We start from the raw sequence: 26193 nt of genomic DNA on the forward strand, positions 1-26193 counted from the left end.
GATCCCCGGTGAGCCGTGCGGCTCACCGGGGATCCGTGCTGTCAGGTTCAGACCGAGAAGGACAGTCGGCCCTGGTCGGTGACGGTGCCGTCCGCCGTACGGCCGGTGACCGTCACGATGTAGTAGTGCGACTCGGCCGGGGTGAAGCTCACCTGGGCGGCTCCGGTGCCGTCGGCCGCCACCGTGCCGGTGGCCGCCTCGGTGCCCGCGGTGTAGTCCTCCACCCGGTAGTCGTACGAGACGATCCCCGTCGTGCCACCGCTGAACCGGAAGACGCCTGCCTCACCGGGCTCGCCGTTCCACTGGTTGTCCTGAAGGCGGTCCGCCTCCACCAGCGGCATGGTGCCGACGAGCAGCCGGTGCTCGGAGATCGTCGACAGCACACCGTCGACGAACTCCCGCTGCACCTGGACGACCAGCTCACCGGAGGAGTCCGGGGTGTAGGGCACGTCGGTGACCAGCGCGTCCGGGTCACGGTCGACCGCCTGCATCGGGCCGTCACCGACCCGCCACAGGTAGCGCTTGGTGGCCTCGGACGGTGAGGCGTGGAAGCCGATCCGGCCCGGTACGCCCATGCCGCCGCTCGGCCACCACTCGCTCCAGGTCGCGGAGACCGAGACGTTCTGGTCGTCGATGCCGAAGCCGACCGTACGGCTCTCGGTGACCGTGCCGTCGGCGGTCACGCCATAGATGACCAGCATCTCGTACGAGCCGGACTCCGGGGTCCAGACCAGCGTGGCGTTGCCGTCCGCGTCCGCGGCGAGCTGCTGCTCCTCGCCCCAGCCACCCCAGTTGTACCGGTAACCGACGATGCCGGGCACCGCCGGGGCGATGGTGAAGGTGGCCTCCCGGCCGATCATCGGCGTCTGCCCGTACGGGCCCTTGACGTCGACCACCGGCGCGTCGGTGACGGTGAACGTGAGGGTGGCCGCCGGTGAGAGCGTGCCGTCGGAGCGTCGTGCCCGCGCCGTGAAGGTGTTCTCCCCGGCGTGCCGCGGGACCACGTCGACGTACGCGTGGGCACCGTCGGTGGTCTCCTTCTCCGCCCCGCCGTCGAAGCTGTAGACGAAGCCGGTGACGCCCGGCAGGTCACTGTCGATGGAGACGGTGACCGGGCGGCCGACGCCGTCCGTGTCCGGCCAGTTCGTGCCGTAGTCGGAGGACAGGTACGGCTTGGTGCTGATGACGAAGAACTGCTCGCGAGCCGGCTCGGTGACCGAACCGTCGGCCCGGACCGACACCACCGTGATCTCGTAGTAGCGCCCGTCCTGCGGCGTCCACTCCAGCACCGCTGTCCCGTCCGCGCCGGCGTCGACCGTTCCCTGCTCACCGTTGTCGAACTCGTAGCGATAGGCCACCACGTCCGTGGTCCGCGGGGTGAACCGGAAGCTTCCGGGCTCGCCGCTCAGCGGCGACGACAGCCAGTTGAACTCCTCGGAGGCGATACCGGGTGCGTCACTGACCCGGACGGTCTCGGTGTCGGCTCCGAGCAGCTTGTTGCCGGCGTAGGCGCGCAGGGCGACGGTGTGCGAGCCGGCCGACGGGAAGACGATCTCCCCAGTGCCCTTGCCGTCCACCACCGCGACCCGGACCTCGGTGCCGCCGTTGAGGGCGTACCCGAAGGAGGTCGCCTCAGCGGCCCGCGAGCCCAGCGTGATGTGGCTGGTGAGGTTCACTCCGGCGACGTCGATCTCGGCGAACGGCGCGGTGTCGCGGACCCAGAACTCGTAGGTCTGGAACGGACCGCGGTTGCCGGCGCGGTCAACCGAGCGGGCCTCCACGCGCTGACGGCCGTCGTTGGCGGGTGTGAGCTCGACCCGGGCCCGGCCGCCCGGCCGGCCCGCCTTGGCGGACTGGAGGAAGCCGCTGCTCAACCGATACTCGAAGCTGACGATGTCCCGGTCGCCCTCGGCGTCGAAGACGAACGCGCCGGCCACACCCTGCCCGCCCGAGCCCGGATAACCGGGGACGTTGTACTTCTTCGAGAACACCACCGGCGCCTTGGCGGGAGCGGTGTTGTCCACGGTGAGGTAGCAGGTCCTGCTCCACGGCCCGGCGTCGTCGTTGTCACGCGCCTGCGCCTGCCAGGCGATCACCGTGCCGTCCGGGAACTCGCGCAGGTCACGCTCGATCGAGGTCGACTCGACCCGTTTCTCCGGCTCGGCGACCGGCCAGGTCGCGTAGGTGATCCGCGCGTAGTCACCGTCGGCGTCGGCCGCCTGAACGTTGAACCTGGTGTACGGCCCACCGGCGAACGGGTGCTTCTCCAGGGTTCCGCAGGGCCGGTCCGGGTTGAGCAGCTTGGGCGCGCTGACCACCGGTGCGTGGTTGGAGGCCGTGCTCAGGGCGAACTGGCGCATGGTGCGGGCCACCGCGAGGTCGTTCTCCGCGGAGGCCGCCACCCGTACCTCGAAGGTGATCGTCTTCTCGCGCCGGTCCAGCGCCGCCTCGATCGCGGGGATCACGTCGATGCCGAGGTAGGCGCCGGGGCAGATGATCCCCTTGCCGAGGGTGTACTGCCCGACGAGCTCCAGCGCTTTCGGCGCCTTGGCCCAGGTGGTGGTCGCGGTGACCGGCTTGGTGCGCCAGACCTCGATCGGCGCGGCCGCGGTGCAGTCCCGCACCGTGCGCTCCGATGAGTACAGAGTGGCCCGGTGCAGGATCTGGGACCGGTATGCCGTGATGTCGAAGGTGAAGTAGGCACGGCGGACGTGCCGGGTGCCCGCATCGTCGGACGCACCGATCGGCGCGTCACCGGAGGGGTTGGGATCCGCGGTGGTGGGCCGGGCCGCATCGGTGTAGGCCCAGGCCGTCAGAGGAGCGGAGGTATAGGTCTGCGCCTGAGCCGGTTGCGCGGTGACGGTGACGACCGCGGCGGTGCTCAGGGCGAGGACGGTTGCGGACAGCATGGATTTGCGGAACAGACGCATGATTCTCCCCGAAGCTCGCCCGGGAGTGGACGTCCGGGCAAGGTCGCACGATCTTAACAGCGTCGATGCGTTGGCGGAGTCGCGTTTTCCACAGTGCACAGCCCCGGCGAGGCTCTCCTCTCCGGGGCTGTGCCGAGCCGATGATCAGCCCTCGGCGAGGGCCTTCTCCACCTCGGTGCTGAGGTCGTCGACCTTGCTCTCGATGCGGTAGTGCTCGCTCGACGTGTACCGCAGGATGGAGCCGGCCTCCTGCAGGTTCGGGGCGGCGCCGGGCTGAACGGCGATGTTCAGCTTCTGCTTCCAGACCCGTTCGGCGGCACGGGTCGCCGCGGCGTCGATCTGGGCGGAGAGCCACGTCTTGTCGGCGTCGGTGAGTGCCACAGGAATGTCCTCCAGATGCCAGGATGCGGTGTTGGCCTCGCGCGCGGTCACGTACGAGGAGGAGAAGTGCGCGTGTTCGGTGTGCGGGCTGGCGCCGGTGTAGGTGCGCTGTTTCCAGCTGTTCGAGGCCTCCCAGATCCGGCGGTTGTAGATGATGTACCGCAACCGCACCTCGGCGCCACTGCGGCAGCGGGCGAGGATGTGCTGGACCACCATCTCCATCGTCAGATTCGGTGTGCGCAGGTCGGCGTCGGCGTCGAACGCGTGCACCTCGTGCTTGCTGTCCGCGTCGTGGATCGGCACCCGCCCGACCTCGTCGTCGTTGTGATCGGACACCGACGACTGATGTGCCGCGTCACCGATGGTGCCGTCGCTGGTGCGGTCGCGGCCCGGAGCTATGCGGTTCAGCTCGGTCCGTAACTGCACGAGGCACGGCACCAGAACCCAATTGGCCATTCGCGGGGTCCTCTCAGCGCTCTCTTCGGTTGACTGCACGGTTGATTCCCGCAAGTCCCGACGGCGGGAGACACATCCATTCCATACCGCCCGTGCGGCCCAATAAAACGCCATCTCCACTGTCCGAATGGGGGCGGTTTCACTACCCACGGTGAAGAGAAACGTGAATGCCCTGGTCCGCGCAAGATTCAGCGGATGTGCCAATTTCGGTGAATGTGACGGCGGTCACCACCCGAACCGGTCGGGGTACACCACCTCGGCGAGCTCGCTCTGGCCCTCGACGTTGGGGTGGAAGTAGTCGATCTGGTTCACCAGGTCCAGGGAGAAGCGGATCCCGTGCGCCCGGCCACCGTCCCACCGGCACCGCTTGCCGTACGCCTTGCAGGCCTTCCGCAACTGCTCGTTGTACGCGTCGATCCGGTCCCGCACCCGCTTGCGCCGCTGATCGTCCGCCTCGTCGGTGGAGGCCGGCTCGGCCAGCATCGACGGGCAGATCCCGCCCTGACCCCAGACCCGCACCGCACGCTCGTCGCCGTGCCCGAGCTCCCACAGCCGGTAGAGGTCGGGGATGCTCACGACCAGCACCCGCGCCTTGGGCAGCCCCTTCTTCAGCCGGGCCAGGCCCCGGTCGATCTCGCCGCGGAAGGCGGACACACCCGTCATGGCCGCCACGGACCGGGAGCAGGCGTCGTTCGCGCCGATCAGGATCGTCACGTACTGCGCCTTCATCTCGACCGCCTGCGCCGCCTGGCCGGCGAGAGCCCCGGACTCGGCGCCGGGCTCGGCGAAGTTGCGGGCCTTCCCCTTGATCTTGGGGTTGGCCTCGAGAATCCGCTGGTAATGGCTGTCCACAGCGGATCCGCTCCCGGTCGACCAGGAGTTGCGGCTGCACGCGACGAAGGCCAGGCAGCTGCCGAAACCGGCGGTTATCGAGTCACCCAGCGCCGCCATCGACGACGGCAGCCCGGCCGGCGGCTTGCCGGTGGGCACGTCATCGGTCGGCTCCGGCGTCGCGCCGGCACCCTCACAGGCAATGGCGAAAACGGCGAGCAAAGCCAGAACGACGAGGTGCCAGCGGCGAAACATCATCCTCCCCGATTACGGTGAGCACCGATCCCGGCACGATATGTCATCGTGCGCCCACCACCAACAAAACGATCACCGCACGCGAATCGCTCTCCTGCGGTTGACCATTCCGCGTTGAAGATCAGGAAAGCTCCCCGTACTGGCGGAGGAGGCTGTTGAGCTTGCGGAGCCGGTCGATGGTGCCGACCGGCGGCGGGTCGGGCTTGAAGTGCATGACGTCGTTGCGGATGTTGCGGATCTCGTCGAGGCGTTCGATGAAGGTCGATCGGTCCAGCGGCCATCCGAGGTCGGTCCAGGTCTGAGCATCGCCGAGCACCCGCTGGTAGTCGCCCATCGACAGCTCGTCGAACGATCGCACCGGCCTTCGGCAGAGTGCCACCACCTGGTCGAGTCCAAGGTTTCGCGCGATGACCCGGCGCAGGCTGCGGTCAAGCTCGCCGATCTGGAAGAACGGCATGGCCATCTCGCCGTACGCCTGGACCACGTCGGCGGTGGTGACGATGCCCGCCACCACGTTCTCCAGGTCGCGCACGAAGACGAACCCGGTCCGCTGAAGGTCGGGCAGGACGTCTATCAGTTCCTTGTCGTAACGGACCGCGACAACATCCGGCTCGATGGCATCCGTCAGCTTCGCGTCCGCGGCGGCGTGCCGGGCGTGCGCGATGGAGCGCCAGGTGATCGCTCCGCGCAGGTTGCGAGGACCGTTCAGCACCGCCAGCTGCGAGAAATCGTTGAGCAGCATCTTGGTGACGGCCTCGTCGAAGCTCGCGTTGGGCGCCACAGAGGTCAGGCCACCCAGCGCCGAGCGCAGGTTGCCCACGGTGAGGCCGACCGGGTCCTCTGCCGACTCCTCGTCGTCGGTCACCGCGGGTGCCCGGCCGGGGGCCGCCGCCGGCGGTTCTTCGGCCCCGCTGGAGCCGACGATCAGACGGACCGTCGCGTCGAGAGTCACCTTGCGGAAGCTCGGCGAGGTGACCAGGCCGTGGTTCGCGAGATCGGCCTCGATCCGGCTGATCTGGTCGCCGCGATCCTTGGCGCCCCACAGTTTGAGCAGCTCCCGCACCGAGAACTCCTCCGGGTGGTTCCCGTCGGCTCGCTTGCGCGCCTCCCGCAGCCGCTCGTGAACCCGCACGTCGAGCGGCTCCTCACGCGGATCGTCGGCGGCGGTTGCCACGGCGCGGTCGAGCAGGTCCTGCCGCAGGGCGTCAAGCGGCCGGCCGAGCTCGACAACGACCCATGCCAGCCACCCGTCCACGGCCCGCATACCGGCCGCCACCATCGCGGCTCGCGACGGCGTCGGAAACTCCTGGCCGTCCGGGATCAACCGGACCCGGCCGGTCACAGTGATCTCGGCGTGGTGGGTGACACCGACCCGGCGCCTGCGGAACCGCAGTTTCGCACCGGGATTCAGCAGCCCAGCGTCCAAGAGGTCGCGAATCTGCACCCGGCGGCCACCCAGCAGATACATGGAGCGCTTGCTCTCGTCGCCCATGGTCAGCCTTGCCGCAGGACGGCGTGCTTGGTACGGGACGCGAGCGTCAGGTTGAGGATCTTCCTGGTGGTGTCGGCCATCCGGCTCTCCGGCCGGATCTCCAGCACCTTGGCCAGCAACTTCACGTTCGCCGAGCTGAGCTTGAGAGCCGCCAGCAGTTCGGTGCCCTCGGCCAGGTTCTCGCAGGCGCGCAGCCGGGCCGCGACCGCGTCCGCGTCGAACGGCGCGGCGGCCGGCGCCCTCCTGCGGCCCTGCGAGACAACCGGCGCGGCCGCCGCGACAACCGGCCCACCCGCGACAACCGGAGCTGAAGCAGCTGCCGGAGCTGAAGCAGCTGCCGGAGCTGAAGCAGCTGCCGGAGCCGCAGCGGCTGCCGGAGCTGCAGCGGCGGAAGCGGCACCGTCGACGACGCTCAGACGAGCGCGCCCCTCGATCAGCGCGACCAGCCGATCCCGTGACAGGTCCGCGAGGAACACGGTCACGCATGCCTGCAATCGCAGCATCAGTGCCAGATCGCTCACTGCTTGGCACCCGCCTCGACCGCATCGAGAATCTCGGTGGTGAGGCGCCCGAACTCCACCGCCACCTCGTCGGTGAGCGGCGCGCGCAGCATCGCCGGAACTCCGCCCTCCCCCGCGTCGCCGAAGTGCCGGGGGCTGTCCCGGACCATGCCGTTCAGCACGCCGATCTGGGCGTTGAGGCGGACGTCCTGCATGTAGTACTGCTGGGTGCCGATCGGCTTGCCCGCATAAATCTTGACCATGGTGAACACGACGCCGAGGAATCGCGTCTGGATCGGTTGATCGGCACCGTCCCGGCCGCCGTGATTCACGTAGTCGTTGTACTCGGCGACCAGGTCGTCGCAGTTTCCGGCCAGGTAGTGAATGCCCAGCGTTGACAGATAATCGGCTTTCGCCGGCACCAGCACATGATCGCTCGCGACGATCGCGGTCTTGGTGACGAGGCCGAAGTTCGGCGCACAGTCGATCAATACAAGATCGTATTCCTGGAATGACTCGTGCCGCAGGGCACGCGCCAGGCAGCCGTGCAGATCCAGGAATTTGCGCTTGGACTCCCCGAGCGTGGTGCCACCACCCAGCCGCGCCGCGAGCCGAAGATCGATGTCGATGAGCTTGAGGTGCGACGAGATCAGGTCGAGGCGGCCACCGGTGTCCGCGAGATGGTGGTTGACCAGCGGAGGAGTGACGACAAGGCGGTGCAGGTCGACCTCGCGACCGGGGGCGTCACCCTCGTACCAGCGCATTATCGTGGTGTCTTTGCGCAACTCCTCGCGCCACTGCTCGACGGTGTAGAAGGAGAATGTCAGGTTGGCCTGTGGGTCGAGGTCTATCAGCAGGACCCGATGACCCCGGGCGGCGACCGCGGCGCCCAGATTCGCGGTCAGCGTCGTCTTGCCGACGCCACCTTTGTAGTTCATGACAGCGATGACCTGCATCTCGCGCCCCTACCTGTCGCAGCCGGACATCGCGACATTAACGGCAGTGCGACCAGCGCAAAATGCGTGTCAGCTTGGCGACATGCCCCGTTCGTGCAATTGGTGCTCGCATTTTCGACGGCGCTCGACACGACGGCCGCAACGGTGAACAGGACCTTGAAACAGGTGTCGGAAACGCCGTCGGCGGCGTACGAAATCGCCCATCATCGCATCGCGGAACCTCGCTCGGCGACCATGGATGATCGGCCGGAAATTCCAGCACCTTCGTGGGGTTGCCAGCGGCAGGTGGAAGTCGATCCGCACATTTTCCGACATGGCCCATCGGGGTCCGGCCAGGAGGTCAAGACCCATTGACATCGTTCGGGAATGTTGCGAGTGTGCGTCCACCACGTTTCTTGTGTGATCTTGTGAACATGTCCTCCAGGAGGGCTCGATGTCACCCACCTTCCGCAAAAGCAGTGCCCTGCTGGGCACCCTACTTATTTCGCTGGCGTGTGTGAACGTTCCCACATCCGCGTCAGCAGTACCGAAGACGCCCGCCGACACCTCGTGCGCCACCACCGGGTCCGTCGATTTCGGCGTTGATCTGGCCGGGGACGGCTGGAAGTTCACGACCGGCGACGACGCCGCCTGGTCGGACCCGGCGTTCGCCGACACCGCCTGGCGCGACTGGAGCGTCCCGGACAACTGGGGCAATCACCCCGACCTGTCCGCCTACGACGGGTACGCCTGGTACCGCAAGACCTTCACGCTGCCCGAGCGGCCCGCCGGCGTCACCGACTCCGCGGTTGTCGCCGCCCTCGGCAAGATCGACGACGCTGACCAGGCGTTCCTCAACGGACAGCAGATCGGGCGCACCGGCGGGTTCCCGCCGACCTTCGACTCCACGTGGGAGGTTCCGCGGGAGTACTACCCCGCTGACGGGCTGCTCCGGTGGGGCGCCACGAACGTTCTCGCGGTGCGGGTGTACGACGGGACCGGTGGCGGCGGCTTCTATCAGGGGCCCGTCGGCCTGTTCTCGAAGGCCAGGCTGCGGGCACTGTCCGGTATCACCGGTACCGCGGCTTCCCGTACCCAATTGGCTTCTGCCTGTGCGGTGATCAGCCGGCAGCATCGCGCGGTGGCCTCCGGAGATCTGCGCGGTTATGCCGCGACCCTCGCACCTGGCTTCTTCCACCAGGGCGACACCGCTGACCGGCGGCTGACCGAGGTGAAGGCGCTGCTCAGGGCCGGAAAGGTGACGCTCACCGACGCGCAGGCCGAGGTTTTCGTCGACAGTCAGGGCCGGCTGGTCGTGGACACGATCCGCACCTGGACCGGCCTGCCGGCGACCCGGGAACTGCTCTACATCGACCCGCGCAAGGGCGTCGAGCTCGGTGACCACGCCCGGTTCTTCCGCGACGACTACGACTCCGCCGCGATGAAGCGCAGGGCGCAGTTCAACGTCTACCTGCCGCAGAGCTACACCCGCACGACCGCCGAGCGCTTCCCGGTGGTCTACATGTTGAACGGCTTCAACGGCAGCAACATCGAGTGGGAAGCCCGCGACATCGACACCGTCCTCGACAGGCTGATCAGGGAGAAGGGCCTCGAGGAGACGATCGTGGTGTTCCCGGACGGTGGCAGCGGCTGGTATGTGGACACCTCCGAGGGTAACTACCGCTCGATGATCGTGAACGAGATCGTGCCGATGGTCGACCGGGTCTACCGGACGATCCCGGACCGCGACCACCGCGGGATCAGCGGGGTGTCGATGGGCGGGCAGGGCGCCTTCACGCTCGGCCTGAAGAACCCGGCGCTGTTCAGCTCGATCGCCAGCCACATGGGCGCGCTGAGCCTGGCACCGCTGATCGGCACCGCCGAGGAGCGGGCCGCCAACGCCGGGCTGCGGCCGCTCACCCTGGTCGCCGGGATGACGGTGGCCGACCTGAGCCGGCACCGGTACTACTTCGACGGCGGCGACTCCGACGAGTACCGGTTCGGTGCGGCGGCGCAGCAGATGAGCACGGCGCTGGCTGCGAAGGGTGTCCGGCACGACTACCAGCTCGGCGCCGGCCGGCACGAAGACGCCTACTGGATGCCGAAGCTGGACCGGTCGTTCGGGCTGCACACCGAGCAGTTCCGGGCGCACCCGGTCAAGCAGCCGAGGGAGCCGAAGCCGCCACGGTCGTCATACACCTGGCCGTGACGAGCTTCCGCGTTCGTCAGACACCTGGCCGTGACGAGCTGAAGTAGACGGCGGAATCCACGGCGCGTTGCCAGTTCGCGTACTCGGCAGCGCGCCGTTCCCCGTCCAGGGCCGGCATCCACCGGCCGGCCCGGTGCCGGTTGGCGCGCAGATCCCGCAGGTCCGACCAGTAGCCGACGGCCAGCCCGGCGGCGTACGCGGCACCGAGCGACACCGTCTCGGCGACCATCGGGCGGGTCACCGGCACCTGAAGGACGTCCGCGACGATCTGCATGAGCAGGTTGTCGGCGGTCATTCCGCCGTCGACGTTGAGCCCGGTGAGGTTGAGGCCGGAGTCGGCGTTCATCGCGTCGACCACGTCGCGGGTCTGGAAACCGGTCGCCTCCAGGACCGCCCTGGCCAGGTGGCCCTTGGTGATGTACGACGTCAGGCCCACGATGACGCCACGCGCCTCGCTGTGCCAGTACGGCGCGTAGAGGCCGGAGAAGGCGGGCACGATGTAGCAGCCGCCGTTGTCCGCCACGGTACCGGCGAGCGTCTCGATCTCCGACGCGGTGCTGATCAGTCCCAGTCCATCACGGACCCACTGCACCAGCGAACCGGCGATGGCGATCGATCCCTCCAGGGCGAAGACCGGTTCCTCGTCCCCGATCCGGTAACCGACAGTGGTGATCAGTCCGTGGCTGGAGCGCACCAGCTCGGTGCCGGTGTTCATCAGCAGGAAGCCGCCGGTCCCGTACGTGCACTTCGCCTCGCCGGGCTCGAAGCACGTCTGCCCGAACAGCGCCGCCTGCTGATCCCCGATGGCCGCCGCGATCGGCACACCGGGCAGCACCGCCTCCGCCGTGCCGTAGATCTCCGCCGACGACCGGATTTCCGGCAGCATGTCCCGCGGTATCCCGAAGAGCCGCAGCAGGTCGGCATCCCAGTCCAGCGTGGACAGGTTCATCAGCATGGTCCGGCTGGCGTTGGTGACGTCGGTCAGGTGCCGGCCACCGGTCAAGTTCCAGATCAGCCAGCTGTCCATCGTCCCGACCAGCAGATCACCGCGGCCGCCTAGCCCGTTCGCCAGCAGCCACTGGATCTTGGTGGCGGAGAAGTAGGTGGCCGGCCGCAAACCCGTCCGCTCCGAGATGTCCGCGCTGTCCAGGCCACTGACCAGGTGCTCGGTCCGAGTGTCCTGCCAGACGATCGCGGGTGCGACCGGCCGGCCGGTCACCCGGTCCCACACCACGACCGTCTCCCGCTGGTTGGCGATGCCGATCGCGGCCACCTGCTCCGCACCGATTCCGGCCTCCCGCAGCGCCAGCGGAATCAGCCGCCGCACGTCCCGCCAGATCCGTGCGGCGTCGTGCTCCACCCAGCCGGGCTTCGGGTAGGACTGCGGATGCTCGCTGCGGACCGCCGACACCACCGTGGCGCGCCTGTCGAACAGGATGCAGCGGGTCGAGGTGGTGCCCTGATCGATCGCCAGGACGTAACGCTCGGTCATCGGCGGGGCCCGGCCAGGTCGCGGGAGATCGAGCGGGCGGCAGCGGTCACGTGCTCGACGAGCGCGGGCCGGGCCTGCCGTCTGGTGTCACACAGCCGCTCGACCGGACCGGAGATGCCGATCGCCCCGACGACCAGGCCGCCGATGGCACGCACCGGCGCGGCGATCCCCGCACGACCCGGCTCACGCTCCTCGACGGAGAGACCCCAGCCTCGGGCGCGGGTCTCGGTGAGGGATCGGGCGAGATCCGGGCGGGTGGTCAAAGACCTTCTTGTGTACGGCTCGAGCCCGGCCGCCATGACGGATCGTGTCGCCGTCACGTCGTACGCCAGCAGCACCTTGCCGAGCGCGGTGGCGTGCGCCGGCAGCAGCCGCCCGGTCTCCATCGACTGGGCCGAGTCGTCCGGCCGGAACACGTGGTGGACGACGAGAACCCGGTCGTCCCGGAGCGCTCCGATGCGTACCTCCTCGCCGCTGCGCGCCGCCAGCGCGTCCGCCCAGGTCAGCGCCCGCCCGCGCAGCTCGTTGACGTCGAGGACGCCCTCGCCCCGCTCGTTCCCGCCGAGGTCGAGCAGCCCACTGCCGAGCCGGTATCGGCTGGTCAGCGGGTCCTGCTCGACGAAGCCGACGTGCTCGAGGGTGCGCAGGATGCCGTGCGCCGTCGACTTGGGCAGGTCCAGAGCGTCGGCGATCTCCTTGACCCGCAGCCGGTCCGGCACCGCGGCGAGCAACCGCAGCACGGCCGAGGACCGCTCGATGGACTGGATCAAGCCGGGCACGTGCGACATTGTCGCACGCCGACCGTTGTCCCGAGGGTCGGCGCTGCATAACGTCCGAGCCCGGAGACGGATTCGGGAGGTACGTGTGGGCTTCGTCGGCGCGATCGATCAGGGCACCACGAGCACCCGATTCATGATCTTCGACCGGTCCGGTGCGGAGATCGCCCGGCACCAGATCGAGCACCGGCAGATCCTGCCGGCGTCCGGATGGGTCGAGCACGACGCGGTGGAGATCTGGGAGAACACCCTCAAGACGATCGACGTCGCGCTGGCCGGTGCCGGTCTCGTGCCGTCCGACCTGGCCGCCGTGGGGATCACCAACCAGCGGGAGACCGTGGTGCTCTGGGACCGAGCGACCGGGGTGCCGGTGGCTCCGGCGATCGTGTGGCAGGACACCCGTACCGAGCACCTGGTCGCCGGCCTGGACGCGGCCCTGATCCGGGAGAGGACCGGCCTGACGCCGGCCACCTACTTCTCAGCCACCAAGATCCAGTGGTTGCTGGACGGCGGCCTGCGGGATCGTGCGGAGCGCGGCGAGATCCTGTTCGGGACGATGGACAGCTGGCTGATCTGGAACCTCACCGGGCGGCATCTGACCGACGTCACCAACGCCAGCCGCACCATGCTGATGAGCCTGTCCACCCTGGACTGGGCCCCCGAGCTGCTCGAGCTCTTCGGCATACCGCGGGTCATGCTGCCGGAGATCAGGTCGTCGGCGGAGATCTACGGCACGGCGGAGGCGGTCCTCCCGGGAGTGCCGATCGCCGCGGCCATCGGGGATCAGCAGGCGGCGCTCTTCGGCCAGACGTGCTTCGACCCCGGCAAGACCAAATGCACGTACGGCACCGGCGGCTTCCTGCTGATGAACACCGGCACCACGCCGGTCCGCTCCAGCCACGGGCTTCTCACGACGGTGGCGTACCAGTTCGGCGACCAGCCGCCGGTGTTCGCCCTGGAAGGCTCGATCGCCGCCGCCGGTGCCGCGGTGCAGTGGTTGCGCGACCAGCTCGGCATCCTCGGCTCGGCGGCCGAGAGCGAGACCCTCGCCGGACAGGTCGAGGACAGCGCCGGCGTCTGCTTCGTCCCCGCCTTCTCCGGGCTGTACGCGCCGTACTGGCGGCCGGACGCGCGGGCGGCCATCGTCGGCATGTCCCGTTTCCACACCGCGGCGCACATCACCCGGGCCGCGCTCGAGGCGATCTGCTACCAGACCCGCGACGTGGTCGAGGCCATGGCGCAGGACTCCGGCACCACACTCGACTGCCTCCAGGTGGACGGCGGGGTGACCGCGAACGCGCTGTGCATGCAGCTCCAGGCGGACATCCTCGGCGTGCCGGTGAGTCGTCCGGCCGTTGCCGAGACGACGGCGCTGGGTGCCGCGTACGCCGCCGGGCTGGCGGTCGGCTTCTGGAAATCCGTCGACGACCTGCGTACCAACTGGCACGAGGACCGGCGCTGGCAGCCGGCCTGGAGCGCGGCCAGGCGTACCGAAGGCACCACCCGCTGGAGAGCGGCGATCGACCGCACCCTCGACTGGGTCAGCGTCGGCTGACCGTTTCCGCCCGGAGAAGAGGACTTTGATGAACACCGGAGTGATCTCCCCAGAGACGCGGGCGGCGGCGCTGGCCGCCATGTCCACCGGCGACGAACTGGACGTCCTGGTCGTCGGTGCCGGCGTGGTCGGTGCCGGTGCGGCGCTCGACGCGGCCACCCGCGGGCTCGCCGTCGGCCTGCTCGAGGCCCGCGACTTCGCCAGCGGCACCTCCAGCCGGTCGAGCAAGCTGATCCACGGCGGCCTGCGCTACCTCGAGATGCTCGACTTCGGCCTGGTCCGTGAGGCGCTGCGGGAACGCGGCCTGCTCCTGCAGCGGCTCGCGCCGCACCTGGTCCGGCCGGTTCCGTTCCTCTACCCGCTCCAGCACCGGGCCTGGGAACGGTTCTACGTGGGAGCCGGCGTCGCCCTCTACGACACCCTCGCGCTCTCCGCCGACGGGGCCGGCCTGCCGCGGCACCGCCACCTGAGCCGCGGCCAGGCGCTGAAGGCGTTCCCGTCGCTGCGCCCGGACTCGCTGGTCGGTGCGATCCGCTACTACGACGCCCAGGTCGACGACGCGCGGCACACCATGTTCCTGGTGCGCACCGCCATGGCGCACGGCGCGCACGTGGCCGCCCGCACCGAGGTGGTCGGCTTCCTGCGTGAGGGCAGTCGCGTGGTCGGTGTCCGTGCCCGCGACACCGAGACCGGCGCCGAGCTGGAGATCCGTGCCCGCACGGTGATCAACGCGACCGGCGTGTGGACCGGTGACAGCCAGGCGCTGCTGGCCGGCGAGCGCGGCCAGTTCACGATCACCGCGAGCAAGGGGATCCATCTGGTGGTGCCACGCGACCGCATCGCGGGCCGCACCGGCATCATTCTGCGTACGGCTACCAGTGTCCTCTTCGTGATTCCGTGGGAGCGGCACTGGATCATCGGAACCACCGACACCAGGTGGGACCTCGACAAGGAGGAACCGGCGGTTTCCAGCGGTGACGTCGACTACCTGCTCGACGAGGTCAACAAGACCCTGGCGACCCCGCTCACCCGCGACGACGTGCAGGGCGTCTACGCCGGGTTGCGCCCGCTGCTGTCCGCGGCGGCGACCGGCACCGCGAAGCTGTCCCGGGAGCACGCGGTCGGCACCCCGGTTCCCGGCCTGGTCGTGGTGGCCGGCGGTAAGTACACGACGTACCGGGTGATGGCCAAGGACGCGGTGGACGCGGCGGCCCGCGAACTCACGTCCCGGGTGCCGGTGTCCTGCACCGACCAGGTTCCGCTGCTGGGCGCCGGCGGATTCCGGGCCGCCTGGAACCGGCGTGCCCTGCTCGCGCGCCGGGCCGGTCTGCACGTCGGCAAGGTCGAGCACCTGCTCCGCCGGTACGGCACCCTGATCGACGAGGTGCTCGCGCTGATCGACGCAGACCCGTCACTGGGCAAGCCGCTCGAGGGTGCCCCGGACTACCTGCGGGCGGAGGTCCTCTACGCGGTGACCCATGAGGGGGCTCGCCATCTTGAGGATGTGCTCGTCCGGCGTACCCGGATATCTTTCGAAACGACCGACCGGGGCGTCGCCGCGGCCCGGACCACCGCCCAGATCGTCGCGGCTCACCTGGGGTGGAGCGAGGCGGAAGCCGAGCGCGAGATCGCGGCATACCGGGCGAGAATCGACGCGGAGCTCGCGGCGCAACAGCAACCCGACGACGAGAGCGCGGACGCGACCCGACGCGAGGCCGTCCCCCTCGCTGCCTGAACGGTCCGGGGCGGGTCCACCCGCCCCGGACCACATCGTCAGTGCTGGTGCAGCAGCTCGTGCGTCTCGCTGATCTTCGCCCACGACTTCGGGGCGACCGGAGCCTTGCGGGCCAGAGCCGCGGTGGCCGCGACAACCGGCTTCTCCGGGGTGAAGACCCACGCGTCGAACAGCGCGCCGAGGTCCTTGCCGGAGATCTTCTCGGCGAGCGCGATGAACTCGTCGGTCGTCACGTTGCCGTAGCGGTTGTCGGCCGTCCACGTCTGAAGGATCTCGTAGAAGTCGTCGTCGCCGACCGCCAGCCGCAGCTGGTGCAGGGTCATCGCACCACGGTCGTAGACGGCGTCGCCGAACAGCTGCGCGACACCCGGGTCAGCCGGTGCGGTGGTCCAGATCAGCGCGTCGTCGGGGTTGGTCGCGTACAGGAAGTCGAAGATCTCCTGCGCCGTGCCCTCACCGTTCTTCTCCGACCACAGCCACTCGGCGTAGCTGGCGAAGCCCTCGTTCAGCCAGATGTGCTTCCACTGCTCCACCGACAGCGAGTCACCGAACCACTGGTGAGCCAGCTCGTGGACGACCACCGAGGTGTTGGAGCCACGGCGGAAGAAGCCCGCCGCGTAGTTCGGCCTGGTCTGGTTCTCCAGGGCGAACCCGAGCGTGTCGGGCGCTGCCACGATGCCACCGACCGCCTCGAACGGGTACGGGCCGAACACCGTGCTCTCCCACTCGATGACCTCGGCCGTCCGCTCCACGCTCGACTGCGCGGCGTCCCGGAAGTCCTGGCTGAGCAGCTGGGAGTAGGCGTTGTAAACCGGCACCCCGCCCTCGGTGGTGTCGGTCGTGACGTCGTACTGGCCGATGGTGATGAACGTCAGGTAGGTCGCCTGCGGTTTGAGCGAGCGCCAGCTCCACCGGGTGTAACCGAGCGTCTCACGCACCGGCGGGCGGGGCATGACGCCGTTGCTGATCGCCTCGACGCCGTCCGGCACGGAGACCGAGACGTCGAAGGTGGCCTTGTCGGACGGGTGGTCGTTGCTCGGGTACCACCACCAGGCGATCTCCGGCTCGCCGATGGCCATGGCGCCGTCCGGCGTCTTGATCCACGCGGTGAAGCCGGCGGCGACCTCGGTCGACGGCACACCGGCGTACTGCACGACGACGGTCATCGCACCACCGTCGGCCACCGGGCGGGCCGGCGTGACGACGAGCTCGTGCTCACCGACACGCGTGAACGTGGCGGGGCGGTTGTTCACCCGCACCGACGAGACGTCGAGCAGGAAGTCGAGGTTGAACCGGCTGAGGTCCTGCGTCGCGGTGGCCAGGATCGTCGTCGTACCGGTGAGCCGGTCGGTCGCCGGCGTGTAACGCACCCGAATGTCGTAGTGGGAAACGTCGTATCCACTGTTGCCGTAGTCCGGGTAGTACTCGTCCCCCACACCCGGGCCGCCCGGCGCCGGGGCGGCACGGTGCGGCAGCGCGGAAACGCGAGCGGGCGTGGCCTCGGCGGCCACGCCCGATCCGGCGAGGGTCAACGCTGTGGCGGTCAGCGCCACTAGCAGTCGTCGCACGGTTGGACTTCCTTCCGTCGGCGGATCGGGTCCCGATCCGACGTTGGCGAGATTCACCGCCAACCTATCGAAGGATGTCTAACAAAATGTGTCCCGTCGTGCAGGGTTTTCCCTTGTTCGGTGCGTCCGATCCACGACATAGCTTTTTATTACGTCGCGACCTTTATGACATCGCGACGTCGTCGAACCACACCGAGCCGGTGTTGTCGCCTGACTTCAGGTGCAGTTGCACGGCTGTCGCGCCGGCCGGGGCGATCGCCTCCACGACGAGCTTCGTCCAGCTGGTGTTGCCGACCGGCAGCCGGTTGGACAGATCCTGGCTGATCCACTTGCCGTTGACGTCGAACCAGCTCAGAGCCATCTCGGTGGTGCCGGTGGCGTTGATGCCGCGAGCGAACGCCTCGGCACGCCACCGATAGCCGGCCTGCACCGGTGTGATCGGCGAGATGACGAGCGAGGGCAGCCCGGCCGACGTGCGGGTGGTGTCGGAGAACCGGGCCGAGTACGACCCGGAGCGCGCCATCCCGGTGGTGATCACGGCGGTGCCGGCCGCCGGAACGTTCTGCCGCCACGGCGAGTCGATCGCCGCCGCCTCGAAGCCCAGGTTCAGGAAGCTGTTCGGCATCGTCCCGGTCGTCCAGGCCGTACGCGCCACGGAGGCGGAGAGCTTCGGTGTGCCGTCGGCGCGGTAGAGCCCGAACCTGTACTGGGCGGGCATCGTGGAGACCGCCGAGTTGCTCGGGATGGCACCCTCGGAGAAGTCGTTGAGCGTCCACGGCGCCACCGAGCCGACACCCGCCTCCTTGGCCGCGCGGAACACCCGGGCCAGGTAGGCCGCCTGCTCCCCCTCGGAGCCGACCGCGCTGCTCACGCCGGTCTCGCCGATCACGACGACGTCGGGCGCGACGGCGGCCTGCGCCTTACGGATCTCGGCGAGCGCGCGCTCCGAGTTGCCGTAGAAGTGGAAGTCGTAGTAGTCCAGCGGTGTCGAGGTCAGCGAAGACTTGATCTTCGCCATGCCGGCCGCACCGGTGCTGCCGTCGACCGAGAGCGTCAGCGGCATGGCCTGCGCCGCGACCCGGATCGCCGGGATCAGCTGACGGATCCAGGCGACGGAGGCGGCGTCGTTCGGCTGGAACTCGTTCTTGAGCTCGACGGCGATCACCCGCGGGTCGTTGACGTACGGCGCGAGCACGGTCTTCGCCCACGTGATGCTCGCCGCCACGTCGGTGTAGCCGGCCCACCAGTCGAAAAGCGTGATCTTGACGGTGAGGTTGTTCGCCTCGGCGATGCTGATGAACTTGCGGAGGCGCTCGGTGTACTCGGGTTTCGGCTGCGGGTATCCGTGGGTCTGCGGGAAGACGATCACCCGTACGTTGTCGGCGCCCAGCGCGGCGGCCCTGGCCAGGTCGGTTTCGATGCGGGTGGTGTCGAAGCCGGTCCACATCGCCGACCAGCCGGCGTCCGACGGGTAGTAGTTGATGGTCTTCGCGACGCGTACCGCCGCCATCCTGCCCGCCAACGTCGGCGCCGCCGTGACCAAGTCGACCGCCGACAAGGAGTCCGCCGACGAGGACTCGGAGGCCGAGGCCCGGGCCGGCGACATCGGGAACGTCAGGCCGACCAGGAGCGAACAGGCTGCTGCGGCGGCGTGCAGGCGGGTTTTGCGCATGGCGGATCGGGGCGCCTCTCGGGGGAAGTCGCGTGATGGGGGCGGCCTCTGGATCGGCGCGTTTCACCTCGGTTGCAGGGCTTGCCTGATGGCAATGGCGTTGCAGAACCGGAGCCCGGAGGGTGGGCCTACTTCTTGAGGCTGGATCCGGTTACCGCCGGGTTGCCGGAACCGAGGTAGAAGATGCCGGGCAGGCCGTCGGTCTCGAAGCCCTCGCTCGGGTTGCGCCGCAGCGTGGAGTTGCGAATCTTCAGGGTTCCGGTGCGGTCGTTGCTGACGAAGAACACCGCGCCGCCGCCCTCCACCGCACGGTTTCCCTCGATGACCGTGCCGTCGAGCGTGAGGTTGAACCGGTCACCGTCGAGGTAGATGGCGCCTCCGCTGCCACCGCCCGGGGTGCCGCCGCGGGCCGGGTTCGCGCCCTTACCGACCGCCTCGTTACCCGAGAAGCGGCTGTTCAGCACGGTCCACGAGACACCGATGCTGCTCAAGGCCGCTCCGTTCGAGCAGACTCCGCCGGTGAAGGTGCTGCCCACCACGTACACCGGGCGGTCGCCGCCCTGGTCCAGCACCCGGACCGCCGCACCACCCAGATCCGGCCCGGTGCGGTCGCACCGGTTGCCGGTGAACCGCGAATTGACGATCTTCAGGTTGCCGCCGCGGACGAGGACCGCTCCCCCGCCACCCCCCTCGGTTTTGTCACCGGTGCTGTTGCCGCGGGTGAACGCCATGTTCTGGATCGTCAGCTTGGGTGTGTCCTGGTCCTGGCAGTGCGAGGTGGTCCAGCCCTGTGCCTCGTCACACGTGTTCATGTAGAGGATGCGCCGCTTGCCCGCACCGCTCAGCGTGACCCGGTTCCCGCCGTCGATGACGGTCTTGGCGTGGGCGTTACGGACCTTGGCGGTGGCGGTCATCGTGATGGTGACCGGCTCGGGTCCACAGTCGAACGTGATGATCCCGCCGGCGGCGACCGCCTTGACAACCGCGGCGGAGGTGCAGCTCGCGGCGGTGCCGGTGCCCACCGTGCGGTTCGGCTTGGAGGTGTCGATCGCTCGGGCGGCGGCGGGGACGGTCGCCTTGCCCTGGGAATTGCCCGGTTTCGGGAGCGACTTGGTTTTCTTCGGTGCGGCGCTCTTCGTGGGGGACGGCTTCGTCGTGGGCGAGCTGGCCGGTGCCGCCGAGCCGGTCGTCGTGGTGGGCGCGGACTCGCCGGCGAGGGGGCGGATCTCCTGGCCGGTGCCGGCCTGGCACGCGGTCAGTGCGAGCAGGCCGCCCAGCGCCACCACCACGAGGTCCCGTCGATTTCGCATCGGGCGATGGTACGGGCTCCCCCGAGATCTTGGACATCCGAACCGGCCCTGGGCGGCTCAAATGTCCAAGATCTAGGGGCCTGCGTAGATCAGAAGTTGACGGCGATGCCGGTGGGCTTGCAGGCGGTGCTCACGGCGGTACCCGCCTTCTCGAACGCGGGATCGGCGGCGGCGGTGACCGGGTCGGCCGCCGACGCGGCCTTGTCGGCCTGCGTGCTCATCTGCTGGAGAGCAGCGGCGACCTTGCCGTCACCACCGGAGGCGATCAGCTCGGTCAGCTTCGCGTCCAGACCGGTGAGGACCTTCTTGTACGCCTCGGGCGACGGGTTGCCCCCGGCCTCCTGCAGAGCGGTGATGAGCTCGGTCTTCATTTCCTCGCCGGCCTTCTTCACGGCCTGGCAGAGCTCCTTGTCGCTCTTGCCACCCGCGGCGTTCTTGCCACCCGCGGCGTTCTTGCCACCCGCGGCGCTCTCCGCCGGCTCAGCCTGCGCCTCCGCCGAGGCGGTTTCCGTCGGCGCGGCAGAGGTGGCCGCCACGGTGGGTGTCGGGGCGGCGGTGGTCGCGGAATCCCCGTCGCCGCACGCGGTGAGGGTCAGGAGGGAGGCGCTGATCAGTGCGCCGAACGCGACGCTAGTGAGCTTCATGGCCGCGCACGCTATCCGATTCCCACCCACTTGATCAAATTTGTCCCCGTCAGTGCCGAGCAGGTTCCGCTGCTCAGACACCGGGCCCGCCCAGATGATCCTGGACGGGCCCGAGGTCAGCGACGCGAACGCCGGTCAAGAACCGGAATCAGCCCGCGCTCTTTCGATCGACGACGGACGAGCCGACAGCCGCAGCTCACCCCACGGCATAAAGTCGATCGTCACCGCATCGAGCATGGTTCCCACGGCGGGGAAGTCGGCCGGCGTGACCTGCACTCCGGCCTCCCGAAGGAGAACGAAGTCGATGAAGGCGGGAACTCCTTCAACGGGGGCCACCGTCTCGACGTCCACACCGAAGCGCTCGCGATGAGCCGTGACACGGCACTTGACGATCTGGAACTGGGTTAGTCCCGCCTGACCCCAAAAATCCTCATCGTCACTCACCGCTCAACACCTCGGCCTCTCAGTCTTCCCATCGATAACCCTGGTAATAGTTGATCCACTTACGGTCCGAGATCATGGAGTTGAAGAGCGGAATCTTGTCCCGGGGAATGAGCCACTGGAACTCGCCGGGCTTGTTGTCGTGCGTCCGCTTGTACTTCTCCGCCGGGAAGTGCTCCAGGAACTCGGGCTTCATGGTGTATTCCCAGTAGCCATCCTCGTAGATGCCCTGAATAGCGTACTGCTGGGCCACGTCCTCGGTGTCTCCGATGTAACCCGTGCCGGGATGACGTCCGTTGTCCGGGTGGTTCGCGGGGTCAAGACCATTACGCTCGGCCTCTTTGTTCCCCCGGTGCGGCGCACGGTAGACCTTGACGTCGTCGCCGCCACCGCCGCCGCCACGACCGGCCTTCCCGGAGCTGCCGCCGCCGCTGCTGCCGCCGGAACTGCGCTTGGAGGCACCCGACTCACCGCCCGGCTTGGAACCGCCCTTGGAAGCACCACCCTTACCGCCGCCGACGGACGACGACACCTTCGGCGCGCTCTTCGACTGCGCTTGCCGCTGTACCTCGTTGCCGGTCTTTTTCGTGGCCTGGGTGGCCTTGTTGCTTACCGTGTTGACCTTGTCGGCGGCCTTCTTCCTGGCTGCCTGTGCCGCTTTCTTCGCCCGCTCGATCGCCAGCTTCTTGGCCTGCAGTGCCGCGGCTTCCGCTGCCCTGGCTGCTGCCAGGACGGCTTCGGCTGCCTTCTTGGCCGTACGCCAGGCCTGGATCGCGGCGATGGTGCGGTCGATGGCCCGGACGACGGCCGGAATCTTGCCGAGCTTGGCCCATGGGATCGCGCCGATGATGAGGCTGCCGCAGGACCACATGTCACCGCCGAAGCAGGCCATGGCGTCGTTGATGCCGATGAAGTCCTTCAGCATCGACCAGGCGGCGGACAGGATCACGTCGGTCAGCGACCGGTTGGAGTTCGCCTGTGCCTCGGCGATCTGCGCCGCGGACAGGCCCGCGCCGGCCAGAGCCGAGGCCAGCTCGGACGGGGTCAGCGAGATGGACAGGCCGGTCGGGTCGGAGTGGGTGGCCGGGTTGTTGTGGGCGTAGGCGTACCCGTTCTGCTGCAGCGGGTCGGCCAGGTCGGTGACCGGGTCCGCGGACAGGAAGCGTCCCACCACCGGGTCGTACAGACGCGCGCCCAGCGGCATGTAGCCGGACGTGTCGTCGCGTTGTGCGCCCAGGTATCCGGCGTTCGTCTTCATGTTCAGCGCGAGCGGGGCGGTGCCGCGCTCGTTGCCGAACGGGTCCTGCTTGCGGATCCGGATGCCCATCGTGCCGCTGAGGGTGATCTCGGCGTACGGGCTGCCCTGGTGATCACCGGTGAGAGCCATCAGAGCCGAAACCGCGCCACCCATGGCGTACCGGACGACGGAGCCGCCGGGGACCGCGTAGGAGCGCTGGACGTTGACCTGCGCACCGCCCTGCTGGACGGTGAGCTGGGCCTCGCCCAGGTTCAGCGTGGCCTGCTTGCCCTGAATCGTCAGCAGGCGAGAACCGTCGGGACCGTAGATGTGCCGGGTCTCGTGCTGGGCGCTCCACACCTGACCGGCGTTGCTCGCCGCACACGCGGCGAGGGTGACCGGCGAGTTGAGGGCGCTGACCGTGAGGCACAGGTTCGACGCCGGGTGGGTCAGCTGGCCGCTCGCGCCGCGCCGGAGCTGCTGGGCAGCCGATCCGTCGCACTTCTGCAGTGCCAGGCCGGAGCCGGCGGTGTTGGCAACCGGCTGGGCACACCAGTTGTCGTACTGGGTCATCGTGCCCAGGTTGGCGTCGGCCTGTCCGGGCGACGGCTTGAAGGTCCACTTCTGGGCAAGACTGCCGTTGCAGCCCCAGATCTGAATCTTGGCCCCGGCCGCTGCCGCACCCTGGTCGACGTCGAGGCAGCCGTTGCTCAGGCCGAAGTAGGGCGACTTACCGGTGCTGCCCGAGCCCGAGATGCGCTCGACCTTGCCGTCGTAGGTCCAGGACAGTTCCTGCTTGTCGCCGTTCTGCACCGAGGTGACCGACCGGGTGTCACCGGTCAGCTCGTAGAGCCGCTCGGCTTCGGTGGTGACCTGCGCGCCGGCCGGCGTGGCGTACTTCTTGGTGACCTTGGTCAGCGTGCCGGGCTGGCTGCCGTCGGCCTTGCCGTAGGTGTAGGTGCTGGTGGTGTCCTTGGTGGTGTCGCCGGTGAGGTTCTTCTCGACCAGCTTGGTGCGGTTGCCGAGCAGGTCGTACTCGTACTCCTGCCAGTAGCCGGCGTTGTCCTTGCCCGCGGCCACCGTCGAAGCGGCCGGAGCCGCGGCACAGGAGTCCTGGTCCTTCGCGGTCCACGACTTGGCCAGCTGACCGATCGAGTCGTAGTCGAAGCACTGCCGTTCCTCGATGCCGACCGAGCGTTCGCGGATCGAGGTGACGTTGCCCGCGTTGTCGTAGCCGTAGGAGCGGTGTGAGGCGAGGACCCCGCCGACCAGCGTCTTGTCGCCGGTGTTCTCCCGGTAGACCTGCTGGTTGGTGAGCGCGCCGTCGGCCTCGTCGTAGGTGTTCTGCGCCCACACCCGGTACGGCTGCGCACCGAGGGTGGACCGCATGACCTGCCCGTACGGCGAGTACGCGGTCTCCGAGCCGTACCAGTCCTGGCCCGAGATGGACAGCGGGAGGCCGTCCTTGTTGTACCGGGCGATCAGCTTCTCGCTCGGCAGGTTGCCGAGCGCCGGGAGGTTGATCGTGTCCGGCAGGCCGGCGTCGGTGTAGGTGTAGCCGTACGTGTAAGAGGTCTGCAACCCCCACGCCGTCGCGATGTCGGACGGCAGCGTGAGCGTGGTTGCCGTCGGCTGGTAGTCGCTGGTGTAGCCGGCGATCGACTGCTTGTAACCCTTGCCATCGGTGTATCGGGTCGCCGTCGCCGGCAGCCCGACACCACCCGGTGCCGTGTCGTAGGTGAACTCGGCGCGCAGGTCGGTCAGCTCCCAGCCCAGGAACTGCTTCGTCGGCCGGGACAGACCGTCGTACTGGGTGACCACGGTGGTGCCACGGGCGTCCGTTGTGGAGATCACCCGGTCGCGGTGGTCGTAGACGCTCTTGGTGGTTCCGGTGTTCGGGTCCTTCGCCTCGATCTGGCGACCACGCTGGTCGTACTTCCAGGACCAGAAGTTCTCCGGCCTGGCCTCCGAGTTGACGGCCTTCGCGAGCTGGCCGCGCGAGGTGTACTCGTAGCGCATCGACGTGAAGCCGCCCGCGGCCGCGTCGTTGAACGTGTCCACCCGTGCGGTGCGCCCGACGCCGTCGGTGAACATCCGGTACGAGGTCGCCCCCACCGGGTTCCGCACGATCGACCAGTCGGTGCCGTACTCGTACTTGGAGGCGCGGGCCGGGGTTTCCTGGCCGCGCAGGATCGGGGTCTCCTGCAACACCCGGCCGAGGCCGTCGTAGGTGTAGCGGGTCGCGTTCGGAACCGCGATCTCCGAGTCCGGCGTGAACAGGCTGCCCGACGGGCTGCCCTTGGTGAAGTAGGCGTTGTTGGTCTGCCACACCTCACCCGAGCTGTTGTACAGCGTGTCGGTGATCAGCCGGCCACCACCGGTGGCCTGCTCCTGGCTCTGCCGCTCCCGGCCCAGACCGTCGTAGATCGTGACCGACGTTTCGATGCGGTTCTCGTTACCGCGCGCCTTGGTGGTGATGAACGGCGGCTGGCGAACACCGTCGGCGTCCGGCTTCGGGAGCGTGTAGGTCGCCTCGAAGTCCGGGATCGCCGCACCGGCACGGCCCGGCGCCCAGCCCTTGACCAGGCGGCCCAGCGGGTCGTACTCAGCGGTGCTGACATGTCCGTTCGCGTCGGTCGTCTTGATGGTGACGGCGCGGCCGGGGTCGAGTTCGCGGGTCTGCTTGTGCTTGAACCCGTTCTCCTCGATGACCTTGAACGCCTGGCCGGTGGCCGGCTCGTAGGTCACCTTGGAGGTCTGCATGTCCGGGTCGAGGAACGAGGTGACCCGGCCGATCGCGTCGAAGTAGTAGGCGCCGTTCCACTCGAAGCCCGAACCGTCGCCCTTGAGCGACGAGGACTGGCTGGCCAGACCGCGGGTGTCGTCGACGAGCGGCTCACCGTATGCGGAGTAGTCGTAGGTGATCCGGTTCGCCGAACTCAGGGACTTCAGGTTGTCCCAGGTGGCCGCGGCACAGGTGGTCGAGCTGGTCCGGGTCTGCTTGGTCAGGCCGATCAGGTTCTTGCCCGTGTGGTGCACGTACTCGACGAACGTGCAGGTCTCGTCGCCGTTCTTGCCCGTGTCACCGAGCGACTCGATGTATGTCGGCAACCCGTAGGTGTTCTCGTAGGTGGTACGGGTCTCGGTGCTGCGCAGTGTCCGCTTGTCATCACCGGTACCCGAGGACTTGGTCCACGTCACCTGACGCGGCTCGGTGACCCGCCAGGCCCGCAGCGGGCTGATGCCCTCCCGCTCCCGCTCGGCCAGCTTGGTCGCCACCGGGTAGGTGATGCTGCGGGTCAGCCAGTCACTGTCGGCATCCCCCGCCTCGGAGTAGGTCAGCTCCTCGGCGATGCGTCCCGCGAACGGCTCGGCGTCCTTGGCGATCTCGGCGCCGGTGATGTCCTTGACCGAAACCGTGTCGCCCAGACCACGGAAGTAGCGAGTGACAGCCTTCGTCCGCTTGCTACCGATGGCCGGGTCGTCCGCGCCGGTGATGACGGTCGTCTGCTCGAAGCCGGCGAAGTTGGAATAGGTCCGGGTGGACTTCTTGGTGAACTCGGCCTCGGCGATCTTCCACGCCGCGTTCTTGTATCCGTAGCTCGTCAGAGTTCCGACCGCGCCATCCACGGCGGGCAATTCCTCAATGCCCTCGACCACGTACTTGTGGAACCAGTCGATGTCTTCCTCAGCCGGATCCGGATGCCAGAACACCGGATAACAGAGCCGGTCATTCGCTTTCAGCGCCGCGGTCTCACCCTTGGCGGGCAGGTC

At 68.6% G+C, this 26193-nt stretch carries 17 protein-coding genes and 1 pseudogene; 4 read left to right on the plus strand and 14 right to left on the minus strand.

The window, feature by feature from the left end:
* Nucleotides 1–47: 47 nt before the first annotated feature.
* The 6 genes from ACFQV6_RS40635 to ACFQV6_RS40660 form a co-directional block, all read right to left on the minus strand.
* Nucleotides 48–2930 (minus strand): hypothetical protein, encoded by a 2883-nt coding sequence (locus ACFQV6_RS40635; protein ID WP_378033058.1) that lies wholly within the window; start codon nt 2928–2930, stop codon nt 48–50.
* A 144-nt stretch (nt 2931–3074) separates the two neighbouring features.
* Nucleotides 3075–3767: a hypothetical protein gene (locus ACFQV6_RS40640; RefSeq protein WP_378033059.1), complete on the minus strand. Its 693-nt coding sequence runs from the start codon at nt 3765–3767 to the stop codon at nt 3075–3077.
* A gap of 225 nt (nt 3768–3992) precedes the next feature.
* Complete coding sequence (locus ACFQV6_RS40645) at nt 3993–4853, minus strand: GDSL-type esterase/lipase family protein (protein WP_378033060.1); 861 nt, start codon at nt 4851–4853, stop codon at nt 3993–3995.
* A gap of 121 nt (nt 4854–4974) precedes the next feature.
* Nucleotides 4975–6345 (minus strand): hypothetical protein, encoded by a 1371-nt coding sequence (locus ACFQV6_RS40650; protein ID WP_378033061.1) that lies wholly within the window; start codon nt 6343–6345, stop codon nt 4975–4977.
* Between the two features lie 2 nt (nt 6346–6347).
* Nucleotides 6348–6866, minus strand: a complete 519-nt coding sequence (locus tag ACFQV6_RS40655; RefSeq protein WP_378033062.1) for a hypothetical protein — start codon at nt 6864–6866, stop codon at nt 6348–6350.
* Nucleotides 6863–7801 (minus strand): ParA family protein, encoded by a 939-nt coding sequence (locus ACFQV6_RS40660; RefSeq protein WP_378033063.1) that lies wholly within the window; start codon nt 7799–7801, stop codon nt 6863–6865. Before ACFQV6_RS40660 ends, ACFQV6_RS40655 begins: the two co-directional genes overlap by 4 nt.
* A gap of 93 nt (nt 7802–7894) precedes the next feature.
* Between ACFQV6_RS40660 and ACFQV6_RS40665 the strand changes: the two genes are divergently transcribed.
* Both ACFQV6_RS40665 and ACFQV6_RS40670 read left to right on the plus strand, forming a co-directional pair.
* Entirely contained in the window at nt 7895–8155 is a 261-nt protein-coding gene (locus tag ACFQV6_RS40665) for a hypothetical protein (RefSeq protein ID WP_378033064.1), read from the plus strand.
* 79 nt (nt 8156–8234) lie between these two features.
* Nucleotides 8235–9989, plus strand: coding sequence for an alpha/beta hydrolase-fold protein (locus ACFQV6_RS40670; protein ID WP_378033065.1), 1755 nt, complete (start codon nt 8235–8237; stop codon nt 9987–9989).
* 16 nt (nt 9990–10005) lie between these two features.
* Here ACFQV6_RS40670 and glpK (ACFQV6_RS40675) read toward each other — a convergent pair whose 3' ends face one another.
* Both glpK (ACFQV6_RS40675) and ACFQV6_RS40680 read right to left on the minus strand, forming a co-directional pair.
* Nucleotides 10006–11481 carry a glycerol kinase GlpK gene (gene glpK / locus ACFQV6_RS40675; protein ID WP_378033066.1) on the minus strand — a complete coding sequence of 492 codons (1476 nt, stop codon included), beginning with the start codon at nt 11479–11481 and terminating at the stop codon, nt 10006–10008.
* Nucleotides 11478–12260 carry an IclR family transcriptional regulator gene (locus ACFQV6_RS40680; protein ID WP_378033067.1) on the minus strand — a complete coding sequence of 261 codons (783 nt, stop codon included), beginning with the start codon at nt 12258–12260 and terminating at the stop codon, nt 11478–11480. Before ACFQV6_RS40680 ends, glpK (ACFQV6_RS40675) begins: the two co-directional genes overlap by 4 nt.
* A 70-nt stretch (nt 12261–12330) precedes the next feature.
* On the opposite strand from ACFQV6_RS40680, the gene glpK (ACFQV6_RS40685) reads away from it, so the two are divergent.
* Together glpK (ACFQV6_RS40685) and ACFQV6_RS40690 are read left to right on the plus strand one after the other, a co-directional pair.
* A complete protein-coding gene (gene glpK, locus ACFQV6_RS40685; protein WP_378033074.1) occupies nt 12331–13812 on the plus strand; it encodes a glycerol kinase GlpK in 1482 nt (493 codons plus the stop codon).
* A 28-nt stretch (nt 13813–13840) separates the two neighbouring features.
* Nucleotides 13841–15547 carry a glycerol-3-phosphate dehydrogenase/oxidase gene (locus tag ACFQV6_RS40690; protein WP_378033068.1) on the plus strand — a complete coding sequence of 569 codons (1707 nt, stop codon included), beginning with the start codon at nt 13841–13843 and terminating at the stop codon, nt 15545–15547.
* Nucleotides 15548–15585: 38 nt separating this feature from the next.
* Here ACFQV6_RS40690 and ACFQV6_RS40695 read toward each other — a convergent pair whose 3' ends face one another.
* From ACFQV6_RS40695 to ACFQV6_RS40720, 6 genes and pseudogenes are all read right to left on the minus strand, one after another.
* Nucleotides 15586–17115 carry a M1 family metallopeptidase gene (locus ACFQV6_RS40695; protein ID WP_378033069.1) on the minus strand — a complete coding sequence of 510 codons (1530 nt, stop codon included), beginning with the start codon at nt 17113–17115 and terminating at the stop codon, nt 15586–15588.
* Nucleotides 17116–17278: 163 nt separating this feature from the next.
* On the minus strand, nt 17279–18787 hold the full coding sequence (locus ACFQV6_RS40700) for a cellulase family glycosylhydrolase (RefSeq protein WP_378033070.1): 1509 nt from the start codon (nt 18785–18787) through the stop codon (nt 17279–17281).
* A 128-nt stretch (nt 18788–18915) separates the two neighbouring features.
* Entirely contained in the window at nt 18916–20097 is a 1182-nt protein-coding gene (locus ACFQV6_RS40705; protein WP_378033071.1) for a hypothetical protein, read from the minus strand.
* Between the two features lie 89 nt (nt 20098–20186).
* On the minus strand, nt 20187–20741 hold the full coding sequence (locus tag ACFQV6_RS40710; RefSeq protein ID WP_378033072.1) for a hypothetical protein: 555 nt from the start codon (nt 20739–20741) through the stop codon (nt 20187–20189).
* A 135-nt stretch (nt 20742–20876) separates the two neighbouring features.
* The gene (locus tag ACFQV6_RS40715; RefSeq protein ID WP_378033073.1) at nt 20877–21185 is read right to left on the minus strand and encodes a hypothetical protein; all 309 of its coding nucleotides are present in this window, start codon (nt 21183–21185) and stop codon (nt 20877–20879) included.
* Nucleotides 21186–21570: 385 nt separating this feature from the next.
* Nucleotides 21571–26193 (minus strand): annotated as a pseudogene (locus tag ACFQV6_RS40720) (ricin-type beta-trefoil lectin domain protein); the annotation flags it as partial.

This window comes from Actinoplanes sp. GCM10030250, from assembly GCF_042666575.1.
Classification (GTDB): Bacteria; Actinomycetota; Actinomycetes; order Mycobacteriales; family Micromonosporaceae; genus Actinoplanes.

Excerpts from the sequence above, each read along its gene's own strand:
- ACFQV6_RS40690 (WP_378033068.1), top strand. The coding sequence starts at position 13,841 with ATGAACACCGGAGTGATCTCCCCAGAGACGCGGGCGGCGGCGCTGGCC.
- ACFQV6_RS40660 (WP_378033063.1), bottom strand. The coding sequence starts at position 7,801 with ATGCAGGTCATCGCTGTCATGAACTACAAAGGTGGCGTCGGCAAGACG.
- ACFQV6_RS40640 (WP_378033059.1), bottom strand. The coding sequence starts at position 3,767 with ATGGCCAATTGGGTTCTGGTGCCGTGCCTCGTGCAGTTACGGACCGAG.
- ACFQV6_RS40650 (WP_378033061.1), bottom strand. The coding sequence starts at position 6,345 with ATGGGCGACGAGAGCAAGCGCTCCATGTATCTGCTGGGTGGCCGCCGG.
- ACFQV6_RS40700 (WP_378033070.1), bottom strand. The coding sequence starts at position 18,787 with ATGCGCAAAACCCGCCTGCACGCCGCCGCAGCAGCCTGTTCGCTCCTG.
- ACFQV6_RS40705 (WP_378033071.1), bottom strand. The coding sequence starts at position 20,097 with ATGCGAAATCGACGGGACCTCGTGGTGGTGGCGCTGGGCGGCCTGCTC.
- ACFQV6_RS40670 (WP_378033065.1), top strand. The coding sequence starts at position 8,235 with ATGTCACCCACCTTCCGCAAAAGCAGTGCCCTGCTGGGCACCCTACTT.
- ACFQV6_RS40635 (WP_378033058.1), bottom strand. The coding sequence starts at position 2,930 with ATGCGTCTGTTCCGCAAATCCATGCTGTCCGCAACCGTCCTCGCCCTG.
- ACFQV6_RS40645 (WP_378033060.1), bottom strand. The coding sequence starts at position 4,853 with ATGTTTCGCCGCTGGCACCTCGTCGTTCTGGCTTTGCTCGCCGTTTTC.
- ACFQV6_RS40710 (WP_378033072.1), bottom strand. The coding sequence starts at position 20,741 with ATGAAGCTCACTAGCGTCGCGTTCGGCGCACTGATCAGCGCCTCCCTC.
- glpK (WP_378033066.1), bottom strand. The coding sequence starts at position 11,481 with ATGACCGAGCGTTACGTCCTGGCGATCGATCAGGGCACCACCTCGACC.